The organism is Streptococcus sp. HMSC076C09 (assembly GCF_001837905.1).
Classification (GTDB): domain Bacteria; phylum Bacillota; class Bacilli; order Lactobacillales; family Streptococcaceae; genus Streptococcus; species Streptococcus parasanguinis_I.
In genome coordinates, this window is record NZ_KV834642.1 from 18,289 (window position 1) to 40,560 (window position 22,272).

28 protein-coding genes and 1 pseudogene are annotated in these 22,272 nt (G+C 44.6%); 28 read left to right on the forward strand and 1 reads right to left on the reverse strand.

The window, feature by feature from the left end; genetic code table 11:
• Positions 1 to 132 precede the first annotated feature (132 nt).
• The 10 genes and pseudogenes from trpE (at position 133) to HMPREF2704_RS05440 (ending at position 11,444) form a co-directional block, all read left to right on the forward strand.
• Positions 133 to 1,491, forward strand: coding sequence for an anthranilate synthase component I (gene trpE / locus HMPREF2704_RS05400; RefSeq protein WP_049475263.1), 1,359 nt, complete (start codon positions 133 to 135; stop codon positions 1,489 to 1,491).
• A pseudogene (locus HMPREF2704_RS11520) lies at positions 1,488 to 2,048 on the forward strand (aminodeoxychorismate/anthranilate synthase component II); the annotation flags it as partial. The gene trpE and the pseudogene HMPREF2704_RS11520, both read left to right, overlap by 4 nt.
• 9 nt (positions 2,049 to 2,057) lie before the next feature.
• On the forward strand, positions 2,058 to 3,062 hold the full coding sequence (trpD, locus tag HMPREF2704_RS11525) for an anthranilate phosphoribosyltransferase (protein WP_070845934.1): 1,005 nt from the start codon (positions 2,058 to 2,060) through the stop codon (positions 3,060 to 3,062).
• On the forward strand, positions 3,059 to 3,826 hold the full coding sequence (gene trpC / locus HMPREF2704_RS05410; RefSeq protein ID WP_070845920.1) for an indole-3-glycerol phosphate synthase TrpC: 768 nt from the start codon (positions 3,059 to 3,061) through the stop codon (positions 3,824 to 3,826). Before trpD ends, trpC begins: the two co-directional genes overlap by 4 nt.
• On the forward strand, positions 3,813 to 4,400 hold the full coding sequence (locus tag HMPREF2704_RS05415; RefSeq protein WP_070845922.1) for a phosphoribosylanthranilate isomerase: 588 nt from the start codon (positions 3,813 to 3,815) through the stop codon (positions 4,398 to 4,400). The genes trpC and HMPREF2704_RS05415 overlap by 14 nt, the downstream gene beginning before the upstream one ends.
• Entirely contained in the window at positions 4,390 to 5,595 is a 1,206-nt protein-coding gene (gene trpB, locus HMPREF2704_RS05420) for a tryptophan synthase subunit beta (RefSeq protein ID WP_070845924.1), read from the forward strand. Before HMPREF2704_RS05415 ends, trpB begins: the two co-directional genes overlap by 11 nt.
• A gap of 1 nt (position 5,596) precedes the next feature.
• Complete coding sequence (gene trpA, locus HMPREF2704_RS05425) at positions 5,597 to 6,373, forward strand: tryptophan synthase subunit alpha (protein WP_070845926.1); 777 nt, start codon at positions 5,597 to 5,599, stop codon at positions 6,371 to 6,373.
• A 141-nt stretch (positions 6,374 to 6,514) separates the two neighbouring features.
• Positions 6,515 to 7,978, forward strand: a complete 1,464-nt coding sequence (locus tag HMPREF2704_RS05430) for an alpha-L-fucosidase (protein ID WP_070845927.1) — start codon at positions 6,515 to 6,517, stop codon at positions 7,976 to 7,978.
• 257 nt (positions 7,979 to 8,235) lie between these two features.
• A complete protein-coding gene (polA, locus tag HMPREF2704_RS05435) occupies positions 8,236 to 10,881 on the forward strand; it encodes a DNA polymerase I (protein WP_070845929.1) in 2,646 nt (881 codons plus the stop codon).
• A 134-nt stretch (positions 10,882 to 11,015) separates the two neighbouring features.
• Entirely contained in the window at positions 11,016 to 11,444 is a 429-nt protein-coding gene (locus tag HMPREF2704_RS05440) for a CoA-binding protein (RefSeq protein ID WP_003017033.1), read from the forward strand.
• Positions 11,445 to 11,537: 93 nt separating this feature from the next.
• Here HMPREF2704_RS05440 and HMPREF2704_RS05445 read toward each other — a convergent pair whose 3' ends face one another.
• On the reverse strand, positions 11,538 to 12,407 hold the full coding sequence (locus tag HMPREF2704_RS05445) for a DUF975 family protein (RefSeq protein WP_041826175.1): 870 nt from the start codon (positions 12,405 to 12,407) through the stop codon (positions 11,538 to 11,540).
• A 150-nt stretch (positions 12,408 to 12,557) separates the two neighbouring features.
• Here HMPREF2704_RS05445 and tgt point away from each other — a divergent pair, with 150 nt between their 5' ends.
• The 18 genes from tgt (at position 12,558) to rplF (ending at position 22,212) form a co-directional block, all read left to right on the forward strand.
• Complete coding sequence (gene tgt, locus HMPREF2704_RS05450; RefSeq protein ID WP_003010858.1) at positions 12,558 to 13,700, forward strand: tRNA guanosine(34) transglycosylase Tgt; 1,143 nt, start codon at positions 12,558 to 12,560, stop codon at positions 13,698 to 13,700.
• A gap of 432 nt (positions 13,701 to 14,132) precedes the next feature.
• Positions 14,133 to 14,441 carry a 30S ribosomal protein S10 gene (gene rpsJ, locus HMPREF2704_RS05455; RefSeq protein ID WP_003009585.1) on the forward strand — a complete coding sequence of 103 codons (309 nt, stop codon included), beginning with the start codon at positions 14,133 to 14,135 and terminating at the stop codon, positions 14,439 to 14,441.
• A gap of 81 nt (positions 14,442 to 14,522) precedes the next feature.
• Positions 14,523 to 15,149, forward strand: coding sequence for a 50S ribosomal protein L3 (gene rplC, locus HMPREF2704_RS05460; RefSeq protein ID WP_003010846.1), 627 nt, complete (start codon positions 14,523 to 14,525; stop codon positions 15,147 to 15,149).
• 24 nt (positions 15,150 to 15,173) lie between these two features.
• Positions 15,174 to 15,797, forward strand: coding sequence for a 50S ribosomal protein L4 (gene rplD / locus HMPREF2704_RS05465; protein ID WP_003009591.1), 624 nt, complete (start codon positions 15,174 to 15,176; stop codon positions 15,795 to 15,797).
• The gene (locus tag HMPREF2704_RS05470; RefSeq protein ID WP_003009593.1) at positions 15,797 to 16,093 is read left to right on the forward strand and encodes a 50S ribosomal protein L23; all 297 of its coding nucleotides are present in this window, start codon (positions 15,797 to 15,799) and stop codon (positions 16,091 to 16,093) included. Before rplD ends, HMPREF2704_RS05470 begins: the two co-directional genes overlap by 1 nt.
• Positions 16,094 to 16,110: 17 nt before the next feature.
• Positions 16,111 to 16,944, forward strand: coding sequence for a 50S ribosomal protein L2 (rplB, locus tag HMPREF2704_RS05475; RefSeq protein WP_000512900.1), 834 nt, complete (start codon positions 16,111 to 16,113; stop codon positions 16,942 to 16,944).
• Between the two features lie 96 nt (positions 16,945 to 17,040).
• Positions 17,041 to 17,322: a 30S ribosomal protein S19 gene (gene rpsS, locus HMPREF2704_RS05480; RefSeq protein ID WP_000533766.1), complete on the forward strand. Its 282-nt coding sequence runs from the start codon at positions 17,041 to 17,043 to the stop codon at positions 17,320 to 17,322.
• Positions 17,323 to 17,333: 11 nt separating this feature from the next.
• On the forward strand, positions 17,334 to 17,678 hold the full coding sequence (gene rplV / locus HMPREF2704_RS05485) for a 50S ribosomal protein L22 (RefSeq protein WP_000818139.1): 345 nt from the start codon (positions 17,334 to 17,336) through the stop codon (positions 17,676 to 17,678).
• Positions 17,679 to 17,690: 12 nt separating this feature from the next.
• Positions 17,691 to 18,344, forward strand: coding sequence for a 30S ribosomal protein S3 (gene rpsC, locus HMPREF2704_RS05490; protein WP_003002336.1), 654 nt, complete (start codon positions 17,691 to 17,693; stop codon positions 18,342 to 18,344).
• 3 nt (positions 18,345 to 18,347) lie between these two features.
• The gene (rplP, locus tag HMPREF2704_RS05495; protein WP_000960947.1) at positions 18,348 to 18,761 is read left to right on the forward strand and encodes a 50S ribosomal protein L16; all 414 of its coding nucleotides are present in this window, start codon (positions 18,348 to 18,350) and stop codon (positions 18,759 to 18,761) included.
• A gap of 9 nt (positions 18,762 to 18,770) precedes the next feature.
• On the forward strand, positions 18,771 to 18,977 hold the full coding sequence (rpmC, locus tag HMPREF2704_RS05500; RefSeq protein WP_003002350.1) for a 50S ribosomal protein L29: 207 nt from the start codon (positions 18,771 to 18,773) through the stop codon (positions 18,975 to 18,977).
• A 23-nt stretch (positions 18,978 to 19,000) separates the two neighbouring features.
• Positions 19,001 to 19,261, forward strand: coding sequence for a 30S ribosomal protein S17 (gene rpsQ / locus HMPREF2704_RS05505; RefSeq protein WP_003009600.1), 261 nt, complete (start codon positions 19,001 to 19,003; stop codon positions 19,259 to 19,261).
• 25 nt (positions 19,262 to 19,286) lie between these two features.
• Positions 19,287 to 19,655, forward strand: a complete 369-nt coding sequence (gene rplN / locus HMPREF2704_RS05510; RefSeq protein WP_003002384.1) for a 50S ribosomal protein L14 — start codon at positions 19,287 to 19,289, stop codon at positions 19,653 to 19,655.
• A gap of 74 nt (positions 19,656 to 19,729) precedes the next feature.
• Positions 19,730 to 20,035 (forward strand): 50S ribosomal protein L24, encoded by a 306-nt coding sequence (gene rplX, locus HMPREF2704_RS05515; RefSeq protein WP_003002315.1) that lies wholly within the window; start codon positions 19,730 to 19,732, stop codon positions 20,033 to 20,035.
• 23 nt (positions 20,036 to 20,058) lie between these two features.
• A complete protein-coding gene (gene rplE, locus HMPREF2704_RS05520; protein ID WP_003009606.1) occupies positions 20,059 to 20,601 on the forward strand; it encodes a 50S ribosomal protein L5 in 543 nt (180 codons plus the stop codon).
• A 17-nt stretch (positions 20,602 to 20,618) separates the two neighbouring features.
• Positions 20,619 to 20,804, forward strand: coding sequence for a type Z 30S ribosomal protein S14 (locus HMPREF2704_RS05525; protein WP_001085699.1), 186 nt, complete (start codon positions 20,619 to 20,621; stop codon positions 20,802 to 20,804).
• Positions 20,805 to 21,087: 283 nt separating this feature from the next.
• A complete protein-coding gene (gene rpsH, locus HMPREF2704_RS05530; RefSeq protein ID WP_003010897.1) occupies positions 21,088 to 21,486 on the forward strand; it encodes a 30S ribosomal protein S8 in 399 nt (132 codons plus the stop codon).
• Positions 21,487 to 21,675: 189 nt separating this feature from the next.
• The gene (gene rplF / locus HMPREF2704_RS05535) at positions 21,676 to 22,212 is read left to right on the forward strand and encodes a 50S ribosomal protein L6 (RefSeq protein WP_003009612.1); all 537 of its coding nucleotides are present in this window, start codon (positions 21,676 to 21,678) and stop codon (positions 22,210 to 22,212) included.
• The last annotated feature ends 60 nt before the right edge of the window (positions 22,213 to 22,272 follow it).

Sequence of the window (22,272 nt, forward strand, 5' to 3'; positions counted from 1 at the left end):
TGCCTTAGCAAGCGAAGCGCGCTTAGGCACATTGATCCCAAAGCGCAAATAGAGCGTGGGATATCCTTGATAGCCTTAGCAAGCGAAGTAGGGTGCGGCTGAATTCCTTAGAATAAAAGAGAGGTTTCTGATATGAAAAAAGTTTTATCTGCTGATGTGTTGAGTCCAATTTTGGCTTATATGCGTTTGGATGCGCCCCATAAAATGATCTTGGAGTCGATCCCTCGTGAAAAAGAGAATGCACGTTTTTCAATTGTAGCCTATCGGCCAGTCAGTGAAGTCAAGTTTGAAAATGGCATTCTCTATTACAATGATCAAATTGTTGAAGAGGATCCTTTGGATTTTTTGAATCGCATCACGGTCAAAACGAAAACTTCAGAAGAACTTCCTTTTAACGGTGGGGCGATTGGATTTGTCGGCTATGACTTGATTGGCTTCTATGAGAACATTGGTTCCATTCCTGAAGATACGATCGGCACACCAGATCTTCACTTTTTCTTATATGAAAGCTATGTGATTTTTGATCACAAAAAGGAAAAGGTCTATGTGGTGGAAGAGAACCTCTATAGTGGACGGAGTGAAGCAGAGCAAGCGTCGAGCTTGGAGCAAGTATTAGCACAATTGGCAAGACCTGCAAAAGAAGAGTTTCAGGACAAGGACCTGCATGCGCTTCATTTCCACAATCATTTGGAGCAAAAAGAGTTTGAGGAAATGGTGGCCCTAGCGCGGGACTATATTCGAAAAGGAGATATGTTCCAATGCGTGCTCAGTCAACGTTTTTCAGCTGACTTTTCAGGAAAACCACTAGATTATTACCGCAATTTGCGCGTGACCAACCCTTCGAATTATCTCTACTTTTATGATTTTGGGGAGTACCAAATTATCGGTGCTAGTCCAGAAAGTCTGGTGTCGGTCAAGGACCGAGTGGTGACAACTAATCCCATTGCGGGCACGCGTCCAAGAGGGATCGATGAAGAGAGTGATCGGCAATTGGCAGCTGATTTGGCAGGGGATCCAAAAGAAGTCGCAGAACACCGGATGTTGGTGGATCTAGGGCGAAACGATATTGGGCGTATCGCCCAAAATGGGTCGGTTGAAGTGACCAAATATATGGAAGTGGAATTCTTCCGTTATGTCATGCACCTGACCAGTGTGGTCAAGGGACAATTGCTTCCTGGACTAGCCTCCATTGAGGCTCTGAAGGCAACTCTTCCAGCGGGGACCGTTTCGGGGGCTCCCAAGATTCGAGCCATGAAGCGAATCTATGAGGCTGAAAAAGAGAAACGAGGCGTCTATGCGGGTGCTATTGGCTATCTCTCTGTGACGGGGGATCTCGATTTTGCTATTGCGATTCGAACCATGATCCTCAAAAATAAGAAGGCTTATGTGCAGGCTGGAGCAGGAATCGTTTATGATTCGATCGCTGAAAATGAATACCAAGAAACCGTCAATAAGGCAAAATCGATGACAAGGATTGGAGAAGAAGGATGATTTTATTAGTCGATAATTACGATTCATTTACCTACAATTTAGCACAGTATATCGGAAAATTTGATGAGGTCCAGGTGCTTCGAAATGATGATCCGGACTTGTACCAAGTTGCCCAAGAAGCAGATGCCTTGGTCTTTTCTCCAGGTCCAGGTTGGCCAAAGGATGCGGGCAAGATGGAGGAGATGATCCGAGATTTCGCAGGGATCAAACCAATCTTGGGGATTTGCTTGGGGCATCAAGCGATTGCGGAAGTTTTTGGAGGGCGCTTGGGATTGGCACCACAGGTCATGCATGGCAAACAAAGCCAGATCCAGCTAGAAGCTCCCTCTCCGCTATACGCGGGTGTTGCAAAAGAGGTCCCAGTCATGCGTTACCATTCGCTGACGATTGAAGACATGCCAGAGGATTTTGTCATTACCTCTCGAACGACGGATGATCAAGCGATTATGGGAATTCAACACCGTAGCTTACCGATTTATGGTTTTCAATACCATCCAGAAAGTATCGGGACGCCAGATGGGCTCAAGACCATCGAAAATTTTGTCAAACTAGTCAAGGAGCGGAAGATGAAACAAGTGCTTGCAAAAGTAGCGGAAGGAATGGATCTAACTAGTGCAGAGTTAGAAGCAACCATGGAGGAAGTCGTTGCTGGTCGTGCTTCAGAAGCACAGGTGACGGCCCTTCTTCTAGGTCTCAAAATGAAGGGAGAAACGGTTGAAGAGCGGACGGCTATTGCAAAAGTGATGCAGGCCTATGCAGTCGCTATTCCTACAGAAGTTCAAGGAGCAATGGACAATTGTGGAACAGGGGGCGATCGTTCGTATAGTTTCAATATTTCAACAACAGCTGCCTTCGTCCTTGCTGGTGGTGGCATCAAGATGGCGAAACACGGCAATCGTTCGATTTCTTCTAAATCTGGTTCTGCGGATGTATTAGAAGCTCTAGGGATTAACCTTGATTTGGGTCCAGAAGACTTGGGACGAGTGTTTGAAAAGGCGGGCATTGTCTTTCTGTTCGCCAAAAATCTGCACCCTGGCATGCGCTATATTATGCCCGCTCGCTTGGCGCTAGGGGTTCCAACGGTGATGAACTTAACCGGTCCTCTTATCAATCCGATTCCTCTAGAAACCCAGCTATTGGGAACCAGTCGTCCAGATATGCTGGAAAGTACGGCGGAGATTCTAAAGAATTTGGGTCGGAAACGCGCAGTGGTGGTGAGTGGTCCACAAGGTTTAGACGAGGCAGGCCTTGATGGGGCAACCCAGCTCGCTATTCTGGAAAATGGACAGGTTACCTTATCCAGCTTTCAACCAGAAGATATCGAAATGGAGCGCATCGAAATTGATCAAGTACGAGGTGGAGACGCCAAACGCAATGCGGAAATTTTGCTCAGTGTCTTGAAGAATGAAGCGAGTCCCTTCTTAGAGGTGACGGTCTTAAATGCAGGCCTTGGTTTTTATGCCAACGGCAAGGTAGATTCTATCAAGGAGGGAATTGCCTTGGCACGTGAAGTGATTGCCAGTGGGGCTGCCCTTGAGAAATTGAGATTATTACAGGAGTATCAAAAATGAGTCAAGAATTCTTGCCAAAGATTCTAAAGGAAAAGGCGCGTGAAGTGGCTGCGATGAAAGAAGAGAAACTCCAACCTTTGCGCGAGACCTACCGCCTGTATGATTACCTAAAGAGTCATCCAGAAAAGCTTCAGATCATCGCAGAGGTGAAAAAGGCTAGCCCGAGTCTGGGAGATATTCATGTCGATGTGGATATCGTCGCGCAGGCTAAGATTTACGAAGAAAATGGGGCCGTGATGATTTCTGTCTTGACTGATGAAGTGTTTTTCAAGGGCAGTATCGAGTATCTCCGCGAAATATCTAGTCAGGTGCGTATCCCCACCCTCAACAAAGATTTCATTGTGGATGAAAAGCAAATAATTCGGGCGCGAAATGCAGGGGCAACCGTGATCTTGTTGATTGTTGCAGCCTTATCAGAGACTCGTCTGAAAGAGCTCTATGAGTTTGCGACCCATCTTGGCCTGGAGGTCTTGGTGGAGACCCATAATCTGACAGAACTAGAGGTAGCTCACCGGATTGGGGCTCAGATCATCGGGGTCAATAATCGCAACTTGGTGACCTTTGAGACAGACCTCCATACTAGCCTTGAATTGGCGACAAGCTTTGAACAAGAACCGGTTTACATCTCTGAGTCTGCTATTTTCACAGCAGCAGACGCTCGCATGCTGGCTCCTTATTTTAATGGCATTCTCGTTGGGACAGCCCTCATGAAGGCAGACAATGTGGCTGAAAAAGTAAAGGAGTTGCAGATTGACAAAGGTTAAAATTTGCGGACTGTCCACTCCAGAAGCTGTCCAGACAGCTGTTGAAGCTGGTGCGGACTACATTGGTTTTGTCTTTGCACCAAGCAAACGGCAAGTAACACTGGAGCAAGCCCGGCAGTTGGCTACAGGGATTCCAGAGGGGGTTCAAAAAGTCGGTGTTTTTGTATCGCCACAAAGAGAAGAAGTGGAGCAAGCTTGCCAAGTTGTGGGCTTGGACCTGATACAAGTGCATGGGCCGATGGATGAAACCATCTTGCAAGACCTTCCCCAACAAACGATTCGCGCTGTTCAAGTGGGGAAAGATGCAGCTCTTCCTGAGACCAGTGCCGATTATCTGCTCTTTGATGCTCCTGTAGCAGGAAGTGGGCAGACCTTTGACTGGCAAAAGCTCGAAAGTCAAAACTTTACAAAGCCCTTCTTTATTGCAGGAGGCTTGACGGAAGACAATGTAGCAGATGCCATTCGCTTCTTTCATCCTTATGCGGTGGATGTATCCAGTGGGGTCGAGACAAATGGAATAAAAGATCAAGAAAAGATAAAACGATTTATAGAAAGGGTCAAGCATGGCATATAAACAACCAGATCAAAACGGATTTTACGGGCGGTTCGGGGGACGATTTGTCCCTGAAACCTTGATGACAGCAGTTTTAGAATTAGAAGAAGCCTACAGAGAAAGTCAAGCAGATCCTTCTTTTCAAGCAGAATTGGATCAGCTTCTGAAACAATATGTCGGTCGGGAAACACCGCTCTATTATGCTAAGAATCTAACCAAGTATGTCGGTGGAGCCAAGATCTTTCTTAAAAGAGAAGATCTCAACCACACAGGAGCTCATAAAATTAATAATGCCCTAGGACAGGTTTTGCTGGCACACCGAATGGGTAAAAAGAAGATCATCGCAGAAACAGGGGCTGGACAGCACGGTGTTGCAACGGCAACGGCCGCTGCTTTATTTGATATGGAATGCACCATCTACATGGGGGAAGAAGATGTCAGACGCCAAGCCCTTAATGTCTTTCGGATGGAGTTGTTGGGGGCAAAGGTTCAATCGGTAACAGATGGGTCGCGTGTCCTCAAGGATGCAGTCAATGCTGCCCTTAGAGGCTGGGTAGCAAATGTGGAGGATACCCACTATATCATGGGTTCTGCTCTAGGACCTCACCCATTCCCAGAAATTGTCCGTGATTTTCAAAGTGTCATTGGCCGAGAAGCCAAACGCCAATTTGCAGAGCAAAATGATGGTGCATTACCAAATGCAGTTTTAGCCTGTGTAGGAGGCGGATCGAACGCCATTGGCCTCTTTTATCCTTTTGTTGAAGATACATCTGTTGCCATGTATGGGGCAGAAGCTGCTGGGCTTGGAGTAGATACAGACCAGCATGCAGCAACCTTGACCAAGGGACGTCCGGGAGTCCTTCACGGTGCCTTGATGGATGTTTTACAGGATGCCCATGGACAGATTTTAGAAGCCTTCTCGATTTCAGCAGGTCTCGATTATCCAGGAATTGGGCCAGAGCATTCTTATTTCCATGACATCAAGCGGGCAACCTATGTGCCAGTGACAGACAAAGAAGCCCTAGAAGCCTTTCAATTGCTTTCGAAAGTAGAAGGAATCATTCCAGCCCTGGAATCGAGCCATGCTATCGCCTATGCGGTGAAATTGGCCAAGGAAATGGGGCCTGAAAAATCTATGATCGTTTGCTTATCAGGTCGTGGGGATAAAGATGTGGTACAAGTCAAAGACCGCCTAGAACAAGAGAGAGGAGAGTAAGATGGGAAAGACCTTAACAGAGCATTTACAAAAGCTGAAAGACCAGCAGCAAGGGATCTTTGTTCCTTATATCATGGCAGGAGATCATGAAAAAGGCTTGGAAGGTTTGCAGGAAACCATCCAATTTTTGGAGGAGCTTGGTGTCTCAGCCATTGAAGTTGGCATTCCTTTTTCAGATCCGGTGGCAGATGGCCCTGTGATTGAAGAGGCGGGACTAAGAAGTTTAGCCCATGGGACGACGACAGAGGAACTGGTACAAACGATCCAGCGTCTGGAGACAAGTGTTCCTTTGGTCATCATGACCTATTTCAATCCCTTGTTCCAATATGGGCTTAAAAACTTCTTTAGAGATGTAGAAGGAACAGCGGTCAAGGGAGTGATTATTCCGGATCTTCCTCATGAGCATGCAGATCTGGTAGAGCCTCTCTTAGTGGATAAAGACATCGCTTTGGTGCCGCTAGTGAGCTTAACCACAGGAATCGAGCGCCAGAAGAAATTGATCCATGATGCAGAAGGATTTATCTATGCCGTTGCTGTCAATGGAGTGACGGGGAAAGCTGGTAGCTATCGAGATGACTTGGACCATCACTTGGCCCAATTACACGAAATAGCGTCCATTCCTGTTTTAACAGGTTTTGGAGTTTCCAGCATGGAGGATGTTCACCGTTTCAACAAGGTCTCAGATGGAGTGATTGTGGGGTCCAAAATCGTTAAGGCTCTCCACCAAGGGGAGACAGACGCCATCGCTCGTTTTATTTCTCAAGCAGTGAAGGGCTAGAAGCTTCATTTCATTCATCATCAGCTTGATTCTCCTAGATCAAGCTCTTTGTCTACTATTTTAAACATTCCCCTCGTTTGTCTTTACAAACGAGGGTTTCTCGTTACAATAGAGGTAGTAACAAGAAAAGAGGAGAAGAGAATGATAAGCCTTGAAGAAATTGATCAAGTTGTCCAGTCAGGTCCTTTTGAACCAACCTGGGACTCTCTTAGCCATCAAGTCTGTCCAGATTGGTATCGAGATGCCAAATTTGGAATGTTTATCCACTGGGGCGTCTACAGTGTACCTGCCTTTGGTTCAGAATGGTATTCGCGAAATATGTATATCCAAGGGAATCCTTGCTATGACTATCATCGAGAGCATTTTGGAGACCAGGCCAGCTTTGGCTACAAGGCTCTCATTCCTCTTTTTACAGCCGATCGATTTGATCCGGCATCTTGGCTGGATCTCTTTCAAAAAGCGGGAGCCCAGTATCTTTTTCCAGTTGCGGAGCACCACGATGGTTTTCAGATGTATGCCTCTACTCTCTCGCCTTATAATAGCTTAGAAATGGGGCCGAGACGAGATGTCTTAGGAGAGCTGAGGGAGGAAGCAGAAAAACGTGGCCTGCACTTCTGTACGTCTTCTCACCGGGCAGAACACCAGTTTTTCTTTTCACATGGCAAGGAATTCGTCAGTGACATTTCGCAGGAAGTCCCAAGAGACAGCCTTTATTGGCCAGCGGAGCCAGAGCCCAAGGATCATTTTGATCTGACTTCCCAGCCTTATCCAAGCAAAGAATTCTTGGAAGACTGGCTGTTGCGAACCTGTGAACTGGTGCGGGACTACCAGCCAGAGCTCCTTTATTTTGACTGGTGGATCCAGCATGAGAGTTTCCGTCCCTACTTGATGCGCTTTTTGGCTTATTATTACAATCTAGCAGCACAAGAGGATCGCAAGGTGGCTGTTTGTTACAAACAGGATGCCCTCCCTTTCGGTTCAGGAATCGTTGAGATGGAGCGGGGAGGCTACGGAGAGACGCAAGCCTTTCCGTGGCAAATGGATACCGCGATCGCCCGTAATTCTTGGTGTTATACTCAGGATCTAGCCTACAAGACCAGTAAGGAATTGCTACAAAATTTAGTTGATGTTGTGGCCAAAAATGGCAATCTTCTGCTCAATATTGGACCCAAGGCAGATGGCACGATCCCTGAGCAAGACCAAGACATCCTCACAGAGATCGGGGACTGGCTGGCGGTAAATGGAGAAGCCATTTATCAGAGTCGGCCTTGGCGGGTGTCATCGGACGGACCAACCGAGGCCCAGGAAGGTTCCTTCTCAGATGGGGAAGCGCCACTCTATACCAGCCAAGATTTCCGCTATACCATGCGTGATGGCTTTCTTTATGCTATCCAGCTGGAACCAAGTGGAAGGACGGAAGAGTTGACCTTGCCGTCTCTCGCCTATGACCTCAAGCAACCGAAAATTCTTCATGCGCGCATTCAAAAGGTGGAACCCCTTGGAGAAAGTCAGCTTCTTTCTTGGAGCCAAGATGAGACAGGGCTTCATCTTCAGTTACCAGCTTGTAGCAAAAAACAACCGCGTGTTTTGCGCCTCAGCTTTTAGTTTTCTTGAAGCTTTCTATAAGGAATCGTTTAGGTTTCTCTTGTATACTGTACTCATCCAATAAGAAATGAGGTACAGAAAATGAAAATCTCAGTTAATTATCCAAAACGCTTTAAGAAATTGCCACAACAAGGTTCTTGTTACGGCGAATAAACACTTCTCTTCATTTTTCATAAGAAACTCCTAAAGAAGGCTCTACCCGAAAGGGTAGAGTTTTTATGTACCAGAGACCTTGTGATTCGTGGTATAATAGGCCTATGGAAAAAAAGAATAAATTACTACTCATCGACGGGTCATCCGTCGCTTTTCGTGCCTTTTTCGCACTCTATAATCAAATCGATCGCTTCAAAAATGCCAATGGTCTGCATACCAATGCGGTCTATGGCTTTAATCTCATGTTGAGCCATCTCTTAGAGCGCATCCAACCGACCCATGTCCTCGTTGCTTTTGATGCAGGAAAGACGACTTTTCGGACGGAGATGTATGCCGACTACAAAGGGGGCCGTGCAAAAACTCCAGATGAGTTCCGCGAGCAGTTTCCTTTCATTCGTGAGCAATTAGACCATCTGGGAATCCGCCATTATGAGCTAGCCCAGTATGAAGCGGATGATATTATTGGAACGCTTGATAAGATGGCAGAAGCTACCTCAGTACCCTTTGAAGTCACCATTGTCTCTGGGGACAAGGATTTGATCCAGCTGACGGATGACAATACGGTGGTTGAAATCTCCAAAAAAGGGGTGGCAGAGTTTGAAGAATTCACTCCAGCCTATCTGAAAGAAAAGATGGGACTGACACCAGAGCAATTTATCGACCTCAAGGCCTTGATGGGAGATAAGTCGGATAATATCCCAGGTGTCACCAAAATCGGAGAAAAGACCGGGATCAAACTACTCCTAGAGTACGGGTCTCTCGATGGTATTTATGAGCATATCGACGAGATGAAGGCTTCTAAGATGAAGGAAAACCTCATCAACGACAAGGAGCAGGCCTATCTGTCTAAGACTCTCGCAACCATCGATACCAATGCGCCTATTGAAATTGGCCTGGACGATATCACTTATTCGGGTCCTCATCTAGAAAATCTCGCCAAGTTTTATGAGGAGATGGGCTTCAAGCAACTCCGTCAGGCCTTGGATCTCAGTGGAGAAGAAGCAGCTCCTGTAGCTATTGACTATACAGAAGTCGAGCAAGTCACTTCAGATATGCTCACGGAAGATAGTTTCTTCCATTTTGAGATTTTTGGGGACAATTACCATACGGAACCCATCATCGGTTTCGCATGGGGGACCAAAGGTCAGCTCTACGCGAGTACAGATACTGGTCTTTTACAAACACCGATTTTCAAAGAATTTCTCGAAAAAACGCCCCTCAAGGTCTATGACTTCAAGCGGGCCAAGGTCTTGCTTAGCCACTTGGGCATTACCCTTCAAAATCCCGCGTTTGACAGTCGATTGGCCAAGTATCTCTTGTCGACCGTAGAGGACAATGAAATTTCAACCATTGCGAGTCTCTATAGTCAGATTGCGCTACCGCTGGACGAAGTCGTTTATGGCAAGGGAGCCAAAAAAGCTATCCCAGAAAAGGCGGTCCTATTAGAGCATTTGGCACGGAAAGTCGCTGTTTTACTGGATACCGAAGAGCCCATGGTGGAACAGTTGCAAGCCCATGACCAGCTAGATTTGCTCTATGATATGGAGCAACCACTAGCAGCTATTTTGGCCAAGATGGAAATCGCGGGGATCAAGGTAGAGCGCCAGACCCTAGAGGATATGCAGGTGGAAAACGAAGTGGTCTTGGAGCGCTTGACTCAAGAAATCTACGAGCTTGCAGGAGAAGAGTTTAATATCAATTCTCCAAAACAATTGGGGGTCATTCTCTTTGAAAAATTGGGACTCCCTCTTGAATATACTAAGAAGACAAAAACCGGCTATTCAACAGCCGTTGATGTCTTGGAACGCCTGGCTCCAATTGCACCGATTGTGTCTAAGATTCTTGAATACCGCCAAATTGCTAAGATCCAGTCGACCTATGTCATCGGTCTTCAAGATTGGATTTTGGAAGATGGGAAGATCCATACCCGCTATGTACAGGATTTGACGCAGACAGGCCGTTTGTCCAGTGTGGATCCCAACCTGCAAAACATTCCTGTCCGTTTGGAACAAGGTCGTCTTATTCGTAAGGCCTTTGTCCCAGAAGAGGAAAACAGTGTCTTGCTGAGTTCGGACTATTCACAAATCGAACTGCGCGTCTTGGCCCATATTTCGGGAGATGAGCATTTGATTGACGCCTTTAAACATGGGGCAGATATCCATACATCGACTGCTATGCGCGTTTTCAATATTGCAAAACCTGAAGATGTGACGCCGAACGACCGTCGCAATGCAAAAGCAGTAAACTTCGGTGTGGTTTATGGAATTTCCGACTTTGGACTGTCTAACAACCTAGGGATCAGTCGAAAAGAAGCCAAGGCTTATATTGAGACCTACTTCGAACGCTACCCTGGCATCAAGGACTATATGGAGAGAGTGGTACGGGAAGCGCGTGATAAAGGCTATGTGGAGACCCTCTTCAAGCGTCGTCGGGAGATTCCAGATATCAATTCTCGCAACTTCAATGTTCGAGGCTTTGCGGAGCGGACGGCTATCAACTCACCAATCCAAGGATCTGCAGCAGATATCTTGAAAATTGCCATGATCCACTTGGACCAAGCGCTAGAAGCAGGAGCATACAAGACCAAGATGCTTCTTCAGGTGCACGATGAAATCGTTCTGCAAGTACCAAGTGATGAACTGGCAGCGATCAAAGAACTCGTCAAAGAGACCATGGAATCCGCTATTGAACTTGCAGTACCACTGGAAGCTGATGAGAACGAAGGCAAAACATGGTATGAAGCCAAATAAGATTAAGTTTGTTCAAAACAGAAAGCGGTAGGAAACTTTTCAGTTTCCTACCGCTTTTAACGACAAACACTTGCAATGCCCTCCGTATTGTTATACTATTTAAAGAAAGGAAACGCATACAAAAGGAGATTCTTATGGCTTATTCATTTCGCAATCCTAGTGATGGCATTATCAAACATTACCTAGAAACCAGCAAGATCATCGCTGTAGTTGGATTATCTGACCGTGAAGATACGACCAGTCATCGTGTCAGCAAGGAGATGCAAGAGCGGGGCTACCGGATTATTCCTGTCAACCCCCGTGCAGCTGGTGGCCAGATCCTTGGAGAAACGGTGTACGCTAGCTTGCAGGAGATCCCTTTCCCAGTAGATATCGTCGATGTATACCGTCGCAGTGAGTTTTTACCAGATGTGGCACGTGATTTTATTGAGACGGATGCGAAAATTTTCTGGGCACAGTTGGAGCTGGAAAATCAAGAAGCCGAAGAAATCCTTCGTGGAGCTGGACGAGAAGATATTGTCATGAACCGCTGTATCAAACGGGAACACACCCGACTGATCTGAGGAGACTCCCTATACGGTTTATAAATGACAAGAAATTAACAGTAGGGCTATAGAAGAAAACCCCAGCAGGAAACTGGGGTTTTCTTCTTACTCTTATTCAGTTTCATGGCTTGGATGGCCTGTGAAATGGCGCGGCCCTTGTTTAATCTGCTTGATTTGATCATAAAATGCAATTTGGCAGTTGATAAAGTAAGGCATGGTATAGAAGCCGATGACATCGCGCGTGAAGTAATTCAAGAAGTACCAACCAATCAAGGTTAGATCGAGCACCAAGCGATTGCTGCGGAACCCTTTCATGGTTTCACGACTTTGGCGAAGCACTCCAAAGGCTCCCTTGTAGTCGCCGTCTCGTAATTGCTCATAGAGGATCAATTCGACCAAGCTGAGACTGTAGTATTGTGGCAGGTAAAAGAGTAGGCCGAGTAGGCCCAGCACGACACCGGTAGTCATCAGAGGCATTTGTTGCATGAGAGATTGGAATTCAGGACTGGAAGCACTCAGAGTGCTAGGGTTGCTCACCTTGTCGTAAATCGCCAAAAATCGAATGCTGGCGTAGGTGCTGATGAGGCTCCCTACATAGAGGATGAGTCCCCATAAAAAGAGGACGACTTGCTTCAAGATCAAGGTGGCAAATACAGAGGTAAAGCGATCTTGTTTAAAGATATCTAACACGCGTGTTCGGTGTTCGATCTTGGGATTAATCGTATCTAAATAGCTAAAAGTTGCACCGACCACTAAAATGGAGATGACAAAGGAGACGACAGAAGGAAAGAGCTGCCGCTGGATCATGTAGATACCTGCTTGCTGCAAGGTCATATCCGGTAGTAGATCGATCAGATCTTGCCCACTTAATAGAAAGTTAGCAAGAATGGTCAACAGGACCGGCAAGGCAAAAAGGATAGCTAAGCCCGGTTGCTGGACTTGCATGGTACGTGCCCGGAGGCGAATCAGTTTAAGGTTCATGGATGACACTCTCTTCATAGTAGTACTTTTTATTATAACATAAGTCCGTGACAGAGCCGGTAAAATTTGGTACAATCGTACAGGTGATCACAGGAAAACTGTGACAGGAATAAGAAGGCTGGGACTGTTTTTCCCAGTACGGAGGTAACCATGACAGATTCACCGATTCAATATCGATTAATCAAAAAAGAAAAGCATACAGGTGCTCGTCTGGGAGAAATTATCACCCCTCACGGGACCTTCCCAACCCCAATGTTTATGCCTGTAGGGACTCAGGCAACCGTTAAGACCCAATCGCCAGAAGAACTCAAGGAAATGGGTTCCGGCATTATCTTGGCCAACACCTACCATCTCTGGCTTCGTCCCGGGGACGACTTGGTCGCAAAAGCAGGAGGACTGCACCAGTTCATGAACTGGGACCAGCCCATTTTAACAGATAGTGGAGGCTTTCAGGTCTATTCATTAGCGGATACCCGCAATATTACTGAAGAAGGGGTAACTTTTAAAAACCACCTCAACGGCTCGAAGATGTTCCTCTCTCCAGAAAAAGCCATCTCCATCCAAAACAATCTAGGGAGTGACATCATGATGTCCTTTGATGAATGTCCTCAGTTCTATCAACCCTATGATTATGTGAAAAAATCGATCGAACGGACCAGTCGTTGGGCAGAACGTGGTCTGAAGGCTCACCGTCGCCCTCATGATCAAGGTCTTTTCGGGATTGTCCAAGGGGCTGGATTTGAAGACTTGCGCCGTCAGTCTGCTCAAGATTTAGTCAGCATGGACTTCCCAGGCTATTCCATCGGCGGCTTAGCTGTTGGGGAAAGCCATGAAGAGATGAATGCGGTACTAGATTTCACAACTCCGCTCTTACCAGAGAACAAGCCACGCTATCTCATGGGAGTAGGAGCTCCAGACAGTCTGATCGATGGCGTTATTCGTGGAGTAGATATGTTTGACTGTGTCTTGCCGACGCGAATTGCGCGAAATGGCACCTGTATGACTAGTCAAGGACGTCTGGTGGTGAAAAATGCGCAATTTGCAGAAGACTTTACACCGCTGGATCCCGAATGTGATTGCTACACCTGTAAGAATTACACCCGAGCTTATCTTCGCCACCTCCTCAAGGCAGATGAGACCTTCGGCATTCGCTTGACAAGCTACCACAACCTGTACTTCTTGATCAACCTCATGAAGCAGGTCCGTCAAGCCATTATGGATGACAATCTCTTAGAATTCCGTGAGCATTTCGTCGAAAAATATGGCTATAACAAATCAGGACGGAATTTCTAGAAATAGATAAATAGGAAGAAAAAAGACGACAGCCATCTGAGAATAATAGGAATAACTGCTAGACGCAGTGGTTGATTGGTATCTTTGTTCGCTTGTTAAGCTCCAAAGATAACCTAATCAACTTTGCGGGGGCGAGACGATGAACAAATTGGATATAAATTTGTTCTGTCTCGCTCCCTTTTTCCTATATAATAGCAACTTTTTTAGCACGCTTTTTCTTTCGAAAACACTTTCATCAAAAAAACGAAAAAAATCTTCTCAAATCCCTTGCATTGGGCCTTTGTTTGTGTTAAACTACTATGGTGCTGTGAAAAACAGCTATTAGCTTTGATGCAAGAGGTTGCGACACGCTCGGTTGCATTGCCACGCAACGCGCGTCGGTTTTCTTGTGGAGCTAGCCTATTATCTTAAATAGACGAAAAGGAGAAAAAGATGGCAAACAAAAAAATCCGCATCCGTTTGAAAGCGTACGAACACCGTACACTCGACACGGCGGCTGCAAAAATCGTAGAATCAGCTACTCGTACAGGTGCACAAGTTGCGGGTCCAATCCCACTTCCAACTGAGCGTAGCCTCTACACAATCATTCGTGCGACTCACAAATACAAAGATTCTCGCGAACAATTCGAAATGCGTACACACAAACGTTTGATCGACATCATCAACCCAACTCAAAAAACAGTTGACGCTTTGATGAAATTGGATCTTCCAAGTGGTGTAAACGTAGAAATCAAACTTTAATCTAAAGCTTGATCCAGAGCATAAAAAACGCTCGTTAAAAACTTTTTGAATAAAAAACTATAGAAAAGGAACTATTTTCTCATGACAAAAGGAATCTTAGGGAAAAAAGTGGGAATGACTCAAATCTTCACTGAAGCTGGCGAATTGATCCCTGTAACAGTTATCGAAGCAACTCCAAACGTTGTTCTTCAAGTTAAAACTGTTGAAACAGATGGTTACAACGCTATCCAAGTTGGTTTCGATGACAAACGCGAAGTATTGAGCAACAAACCTGCTAAAGGACATGTAGCAAAAGCTAACACGGCTCCTAAGCGCTTCATTCGTGAATTCAAAAACGTTGAAGGCTTGGAAGTTGGTGCTGAAATCACAGTTGACACTTTCGAAGCTGGAGACATTGTTGATGTAACTGGTACTTCTAAAGGTAAAGGTTTCCAAGGTGTTATCAAACGCCACGGACAATCACGTGGACCTATGGCTCACGGTTCTCGTTACCACCGTCGTCCAGGTTCTATGGGACCTGTTGCACCTAACCGCGTATTCAAAGGTAAAAACCTTGCAGGACGCATGGGTGGCGATCGTGTAACGATTCAAAACCTTGAAGTTGTACAAGTTGTTCCAGAAAAGAACGTTATCCTTATCAAAGGTAACGTACCAGGTGCTAAGAAATCTCTTATCACTATCAAGTCAGCAGTTAAAGCTGGTAAATAATAAGGAAAGGGGAATACAGTCAAAATGGCAAATGTAACATTATTCGACCAAACTGGTAAACAAGCGGGCGAAGTTGTTCTTAACGATGCGATCTTTGGTATCGAACCAAACCAAGCAGTTGTATTTGATGTGATCATCAGCCAACGTGCTAGCCTTCGTCAAGGAACTCACGCAGTTAAAAACCGTTCAGCCGTTTCAGGTGGCGGACGCAAACCATGGCGTCAAAAAGGAACTGGACGTGCTCGTCAAGGTTCTATCCGCTCTCCACAATGGCGTGGTGGTGGAATCGTCTTCGGACCAACTCCACGTAGCTATGCGTACAAACTTCCTCAAAAAGTTCGTCGCCTTGCACTTAAATCTGTTTACTCAGAAAAAGTTGCTGAAAACAAATTTGTAGCCGTTGATTCTCTTGAATTTACAGCTCCAAAAACTGCTGAATTTGCAAAAGTTCTTGCAGCTTTGAGCATCGATTCTAAAGTCCTTGTTATTCTTGAAGAAGGAAACGAATTCGCAGCTCTTTCAGCTCGTAACCTTCCAAACGTGAAAGTTGCGACTGCTACAACTGCAAGTGTTCTTGACATCGCAAATAGTGACAAACTTCTTGTTACTCAAGCAGCTATCTCTAAAATCGAGGAGGTTCTTGCATAATGAATTTGTATGATGTTATCAAAAAACCTGTTATCACTGAAAAGTCAATGGCTCAACTTGAAGCAGGCAAATATGTATTCGAAGTTGACACTCGCGCTCACAAACTTTTGATCAAACAAGCTGTTGAAGCTGCGTTTGAAGGTGTAAAAGTTGCGAATGTGAACACTGTAAACGTAAAACCTAAAGCAAAACGCGTTGGACGTTACACTGGTTTTACTTCAAAAACTAAAAAAGCTATCATCACGCTTGCAGCTGATTCTAAAGCAATCGAGTTGTTTGCTACTGAAGCTGAATAATCTAAGGAGGAAATATCGTGGGAATTCGTGTTTATAAACCAACAACAAACGGTCGCCGTAATATGACTTCTTTGGATTTCGCTGAAATCACAACAAACACACCTGAGAAAACTTTGCTTGTTTCTCTTAAAAACAAAGCAGGTCGTAACAACAACGGTCGTATCACTGTTCGTCACCAAGGTGGTGGACATAAACGTCATTACCGTTTGATCGATTTCAAACGTAACAAAGATGGAGTTGAAGCAGTCGTTAAAACGATCGAATACGATCCAAACCGCTCAGCTAACATCGCGCTTGTACACTACACTGACGGTGTGAAAGCTTACATCATTGCCCCTAAAGGTCTTGAAGTAGGTCAACGTATCGTATCAGGACCAGAAGCAGATATCAAAGTCGGAAACGCTCTTCCACTTGCTAACATCCCAGTTGGTACTTTGATCCACAACATCGAATTGAAACCTGGTAAAGGTGGAGAATTGGTACGTGCTGCTGGAGCTTCTGCTCAAGTGTTGGGTTCTGAAGGTAAATATGTACTTGTTCGTCTTCAATCAGGCGAAGTTCGTATGATTCTTGGAACTTGCCGTGCTACAGTTGGTGTTGTCGGAAACGAACAACATGGACTTGTAAACCTTGGTAAAGCGGGACGTAACCGCTGGAAAGGTGTTCGCCCTACAGTTCGTGGTTCTGTAATGAACCCGAATGATCACCCACACGGTGGTGGTGAAGGTAAAGCACCAGTTGGACGTAAAGCGCCATCTACTCCTTGGGGTAAACCTGCGCTTGGTCTTAAAACTCGTAACAAGAAAGCGAAATCTGACAAACTTATCGTTCGTCGTCGCAACCAAAAATAATCATAAGCAACTAGCTTACACTTTCCGCCAGCTCGGTAGCGCTGCTTAGCAGCGCAAGCCGCTGTGGTACTAAATTTTAAAGGAGAAAATTACAAAATGGGACGTAGTCTTAAAAAAGGACCTTTCGTCGATGAGCATTTGATGAAAAAAGTTGAAGCTCAAGCAAACGACGAAAAGAAAAAAGTAATTAAAACTTGGTCACGTCGTTCAACGATCTTCCCAAGTTTCATCGGATACACTATCGCAGTTTATGATGGACGTAAACATGTACCTGTCTACATCCAAGAAGACATGGTAGGTCACAAGCTTGGTGAATTTGCACCAACTCGTACTTACAAAGGTCACGCGGCAGACGACAAGAAGACACGTAGAAAATAAGGAGAACATAAATGGCAGAAATTACTTCAGCTAAAGCAATGGCTCGTACAGTGCGTGTTTCACCTCGTAAATCACGTCTTGTTCTTGACAACATCCGTGGTAAAAGCGTAGCCGATGCCATCGCTATTTTGACATTCACACCAAACAAAGCTGCAGGGATCATCCTTAAAGTGTTGAACTCAGCAGTAGCAAACGCTGAAAACAACTTTGGTTTGGAAAAAGCTAACTTGGTAGTATCTGAAGCATTCGCAAACGAAGGACCAACTATGAAACGTTTCCGTCCACGTGCGAAAGGTTCAGCTTCACCAATCAACAAACGTACAGCTCACATCACAGTAGCTGTTGCAGAAAAATAAGGAGGTAAACTCGTGGGTCAAAAAGTACATCCAATTGGTATGCGTGTTGGTATCATCCGTGATTGGGATGCCAAATGGTATGCTGAAAAAGAATACGCGGATTACCTTCATGAAGATCTTGCAATCCGTAAATTCATTCAAAAAGAATTGGCTGACGCAGCCGTTTCAACTATTGAAATCGAACGCGCAGTAAACAAAGTTAACGTTTCACTTCACACTGCTAAACCAGGTATGGTTATCGGTAAAGGTGGAGCAAACGTTGATGCACTTCGTGCAGCTCTTAACAAATTGACTGGTAAACAAGTACACATCAACATCATTGAGATCAAACGTCCTGACTTGGATGCTCACCTTGTTGGTGAAGGAATTGCTCGTCAATTGGAACAACGTGTTGCTTTCCGTCGTGCACAAAAACAAGCGATCCAACGTGCTATGCGTGCTGGAGCTAAAGGAATCAAAACTCAAGTATCAGGTCGTTTGAACGGTGCAGATATCGCCCGTGCAGAAGGATACTCTGAAGGAACTGTTCCACTTCACACACTTCGCGCTGATATCGATTACGCTTGGGAAGAAGCAGACACTACTTACGGTAAACTTGGTGTTAAAGTATGGATCTACCGTGGTGAAGTTCTTCCAGCTCGTAAAGACGCTAAAGGAGGTAAATAACCAATGTTAGTACCTAAACGTGTAAAACACCGTCGCGAATTCCGTGGTAAAATGCGCGGTGAAGCAAAAGGTGGAAAAGAAGTAGCATTCGGTGAATACGGTCTTCAAGCTACAACTAGCCACTGGATCACAAACCGTCAAATCGAAGCTGCTCGTATCGCCATGACTCGTTACATGAAACGTGGTGGTAAAGTTTGGATTAAGATTTTCCCACACAAATCATACACCGCTAAAGCTATCGGGGTACGTATGGGATCTGGTAAAGGGGCTCCTGAAGGTTGGGTAGCACCAGTTAAACGTGGTAAAGTGATGTTCGAAATCGCTGGTGTATCTGAAGAGATCGCGCGCGAAGCACTTCGTCTTGCTAGCCACAAATTGCCAGTTAAAACTAAATTTGTGAAACGTGAAGCAGAATAAGGAGAGGTCATGAAACTTACAGAAGTAAAAGAATTTGTTAAAGAACTTCGTGGTCTTTCTCAAGAAGAACTCGCGAAGCGTGAAAATGAATTGAAGAAAGAATTGTTTGAACTTCGTTTCCAAGCAGCTGCTGGTCAATTGGAACAAACTGGACGTTTGAAAGAAGTGAAAAAACAAATCGCTCGTATCAAAACTGTTCAATCAGAAGCTAAATAATAGACTAGGGAAGGAGAATTTCAATGGAACGCAATAATCGTAAAGTTCTTGTTGGACGCGTTGTGTCTGACAAAATGGACAAAACAATCACAGTTGTAGTTGAAACTAAACGTAACCACCCAGTCTATGGTAAACGTATCAACTATTCTAAAAAATACAAAGCTCATGATGAAAACAATGTTGCTAAAGAAGGCGATATCGTTCGTATCATGGAAACTCGTCCGCTTTCAGCTACAAAACGCTTCCGTCTTGTAGAAGTCGTTGAAAAAGCGGTCATCATCTAATCATACCTGAAAGGAGAAAACGTAAATGATTCAAACAGAAACTCGTTTGAAAGTCGCTGACAACAGTGGCGCACGCGAAATCTTGACAATCAAAGTTCTTGGTGGTTCAAAACGTAAATTCGCGAGCATCGGTGATGTAATCGTTGCATCTGTAAAACAAGCTACTCCTGGTGGTGCGGTTAAGAAAGGTGACGTTGTAAAAGCTGTTATCGTTCGTACTAAATCAGGTGCTCGTCGTAAAGATGGTTCATACATCAAGTTCGACGAAAATGCAGCAGTGATCATCCGTGACGACAAAACTCCTCGCGGAACTCGTATCTTTGGCCCAGTTGCACGTGAATTGCGTGACGGTGGTTTCATGAAGATCGTATCACTTGCTCCAGAAGTACTTTAATCAATAAAAAAACAAACACAGTCCCCTGGCTTAGCCAGGGTGCCCATCGGGCGTAAGAATAAAAGGAGAATAAAATGTTTGTAAAAAAAGGCGACAAAGTTCGCGTTATTGCTGGTAAAGACAAAGGCGTAGAAGCTGTTGTTCTTACTGCTCTTCCAAAAGTAAATAAAGTTGTTGTAGAAGGTGTAAACATCATTAAGAAACACCAACGTCCAAATAACGAAAACCCTCAAGGTGCGATCGTTGAAAAAGAAGCTCCAATCCATGCTTCTAACGTTCAAGTTTTGGACAAAAACGGTGTTGCTGGACGTGTTGGCTACAAATTTGTAGACGGCAAAAAAGTTCGCTACAACAAAAAATCAGGCGAAGTGCTTGACTAATCACGAAGGAAAGGAGAAGTATAATGGCTAATCGTTTAAAAGAAAAATACCTTAATGAAGTAGTACCATCATTGACTGAGCAGTTCAACTATTCATCAGTTATGGCTGTGCCAAAAGTTGATAAAATCGTTTTGAACATGGGTGTCGGTGATGCAGTATCAAATGCTAAAAACCTTGAAAAAGCTGCTGAAGAGCTTGCTTTGATCTCAGGTCAAAAACCATTGATCACTAAGGCTAAAAAATCAATCGCCGGCTTCCGTCTTCGTGAAGGTGTTGCGATCGGTGCAAAAGTTACCCTTCGTGGTGAACGTATGTACGAATTCTTGGATAAATTGGTAACAGTTTCACTTCCACGTGTACGTGACTTCCATGGTGTTCCAACAAAATCATTTGATGGACGCGGAAACTACACACTTGGTGTGAAAGAACAATTGATCTTCCCAGAAATCAACTTTGATGATGTTGATAAAACTCGTGGTTTGGATATCGTAATCGTAACTACAGCGAACACAGACGAAGAATCACGTGCATTGCTTACTGGCCTCGGTATGCCGTTTGCAAAATAATATAGGAGGTAAAACTAATGGCTAAAAAATCTATGATTGCTAAGAACAAACGCCCAGCGAAGTTCTCTACTCAAGCATACACTCGCTGTGAACGTTGTGGACGTCCACACTCAGTTTACCGCAAGTTTAAACTTTGCCGTGTTTGCTTCCGTGAATTGGCATACAAAGGTCAAATCCCAGGTGTCACAAAAGCATCTTGGTAATTTAAGATAGTTAGGGCGTCAAAACTCTAAGTGAAAATAGGAAACTTGACGAAGAAACTTTAGTTTCTAGGAAAGTTTATCTTTTTCACACAGAGTTTAGCCCGGGTTCAGTTGGGCTTGCCAATTTGAACACGAGCTACAGCTTTGGCAAAAAAGACCAATTTTCTTTGGAGCATCGCTCCTGCATCAAATTGCCTATTTTTGCTCTCGCTGTTACGCTCTCTGTATCATGTATTAACTAGCAAGTGCAACTTGCAAACTACTAGTAAGAGGAGAAATTATAATGGTTATGACTGACCCAATCGCAGACTTCCTTACACGTATTCGTAACGCTAACCAAGCAAAACACGAAGTACTTGAAGTACCTGCATCAAACATCAAAAAAGGGATTGCTGAAATCCTTAAACGCGAAGGTTTTGTAAAAAACGTTGAATTCATCGAAGATGACAAACAAGGCATCATCCGTGTATTCTTGAAATACGGACAAAACGGTGAAAAAGTTATCACAAACTTGAAACGTGTATCTAAACCAGGTTTGCGTGTTTACAAAAAACGTGAAGATCTTCCAAAAGTTCTTAACGGACTTGGAATTGCTATCCTTTCAACTTCTGAAGGTTTGCTTACTGATAAAGAAGCACGCCAAAAGAACGTTGGTGGGGAAGTTATCGCTTACGTTTGGTAATATTTAGTTCCCAATTTCGTTGTGACTCTTCGTTATTGTCTCTTGCCTAACCCAAAGTTATGTCTGCGAGACAATGCCTTGATTCACTTAGAAAATGAGACCTAAACATTAACTTTTAAATCAAAAAGATTTAAACCCCGTGAAAACTGGCCCGTAAAGGCCTGACAATTTAACAGGAGAATAAAAAACATGTCACGTATTGGTAATAAAGTTATCGTGTTGCCTGCTGGTGTTGAAATCACTAACAATGACAACGTTGTAACTGTAAAAGGACCTAAAGGAGAACTTACTCGTGAGTTCTCAAAAGATATTGAAATCCGTGTGGAAGGTACTGAAGTAACACTTCACCGTCCAAACGATTCAAAAGAAATGAAAACAATCCACGGAACAACTCGTGCCCTTTTGAACAACATGGTTACTGGTGTATCAGAAGGATTCAAGAAAGAACTTGAAATGCGCGGGGTTGGATACCGTGCACAACTTCAAGGATCAAAACTTGTTTTGGCTGTTGGTAAATCACACCCAGACGAAGTTGAAGCTCCAGAAGGAATTACTTTTGAACTTCCAAACCCAACAACAATCGTTGTTAGCGGAATTTCAAAAGAAGTAGTTGGTCAAACAGCTGCTTATGTACGTAGCCTTCGTTCACCTGAACCATACAAAGGTAAAGGGATCCGTTATGTTGGTGAATACGTTCGCCGCAAAGAAGGTAAAACAGGTAAATAATGTAGTTTGGTTGTTTTTCAACCAACCTTCATCTTACCAACTCAGTGCTTAGCACATGAT

Bases quoted from the DNA above. Each gene is read 5' to 3' on its own strand.
- trpE (WP_049475263.1), top strand. From the start codon at position 133: ATGAAAAAAGTTTTATCTGCTGATGTGTTGAGTCCAATTTTGGCTTAT.
- trpD (WP_070845934.1), top strand. From the start codon at position 2,058: ATGAAACAAGTGCTTGCAAAAGTAGCGGAAGGAATGGATCTAACTAGT.
- trpC (WP_070845920.1), top strand. From the start codon at position 3,059: ATGAGTCAAGAATTCTTGCCAAAGATTCTAAAGGAAAAGGCGCGTGAA.
- trpB (WP_070845924.1), top strand. From the start codon at position 4,390: ATGGCATATAAACAACCAGATCAAAACGGATTTTACGGGCGGTTCGGG.
- trpA (WP_070845926.1), top strand. From the start codon at position 5,597: ATGGGAAAGACCTTAACAGAGCATTTACAAAAGCTGAAAGACCAGCAG.
- HMPREF2704_RS05430 (WP_070845927.1), top strand. From the start codon at position 6,515: ATGATAAGCCTTGAAGAAATTGATCAAGTTGTCCAGTCAGGTCCTTTT.
- polA (WP_070845929.1), top strand. From the start codon at position 8,236: ATGGAAAAAAAGAATAAATTACTACTCATCGACGGGTCATCCGTCGCT.
- HMPREF2704_RS05440 (WP_003017033.1), top strand. From the start codon at position 11,016: ATGGCTTATTCATTTCGCAATCCTAGTGATGGCATTATCAAACATTAC.
- HMPREF2704_RS05445 (WP_041826175.1), bottom strand. From the start codon at position 12,407: ATGAACCTTAAACTGATTCGCCTCCGGGCACGTACCATGCAAGTCCAG.
- tgt (WP_003010858.1), top strand. From the start codon at position 12,558: ATGACAGATTCACCGATTCAATATCGATTAATCAAAAAAGAAAAGCAT.
- rpsJ (WP_003009585.1), top strand. From the start codon at position 14,133: ATGGCAAACAAAAAAATCCGCATCCGTTTGAAAGCGTACGAACACCGT.
- rplC (WP_003010846.1), top strand. From the start codon at position 14,523: ATGACAAAAGGAATCTTAGGGAAAAAAGTGGGAATGACTCAAATCTTC.
- rplD (WP_003009591.1), top strand. From the start codon at position 15,174: ATGGCAAATGTAACATTATTCGACCAAACTGGTAAACAAGCGGGCGAA.
- HMPREF2704_RS05470 (WP_003009593.1), top strand. From the start codon at position 15,797: ATGAATTTGTATGATGTTATCAAAAAACCTGTTATCACTGAAAAGTCA.
- rpsS (WP_000533766.1), top strand. From the start codon at position 17,041: ATGGGACGTAGTCTTAAAAAAGGACCTTTCGTCGATGAGCATTTGATG.
- rplV (WP_000818139.1), top strand. From the start codon at position 17,334: ATGGCAGAAATTACTTCAGCTAAAGCAATGGCTCGTACAGTGCGTGTT.
- rplP (WP_000960947.1), top strand. From the start codon at position 18,348: ATGTTAGTACCTAAACGTGTAAAACACCGTCGCGAATTCCGTGGTAAA.
- rpmC (WP_003002350.1), top strand. From the start codon at position 18,771: ATGAAACTTACAGAAGTAAAAGAATTTGTTAAAGAACTTCGTGGTCTT.
- rpsQ (WP_003009600.1), top strand. From the start codon at position 19,001: ATGGAACGCAATAATCGTAAAGTTCTTGTTGGACGCGTTGTGTCTGAC.
- rplN (WP_003002384.1), top strand. From the start codon at position 19,287: ATGATTCAAACAGAAACTCGTTTGAAAGTCGCTGACAACAGTGGCGCA.
- rplX (WP_003002315.1), top strand. From the start codon at position 19,730: ATGTTTGTAAAAAAAGGCGACAAAGTTCGCGTTATTGCTGGTAAAGAC.
- rplE (WP_003009606.1), top strand. From the start codon at position 20,059: ATGGCTAATCGTTTAAAAGAAAAATACCTTAATGAAGTAGTACCATCA.
- HMPREF2704_RS05525 (WP_001085699.1), top strand. From the start codon at position 20,619: ATGGCTAAAAAATCTATGATTGCTAAGAACAAACGCCCAGCGAAGTTC.
- rpsH (WP_003010897.1), top strand. From the start codon at position 21,088: ATGGTTATGACTGACCCAATCGCAGACTTCCTTACACGTATTCGTAAC.
- rplF (WP_003009612.1), top strand. From the start codon at position 21,676: ATGTCACGTATTGGTAATAAAGTTATCGTGTTGCCTGCTGGTGTTGAA.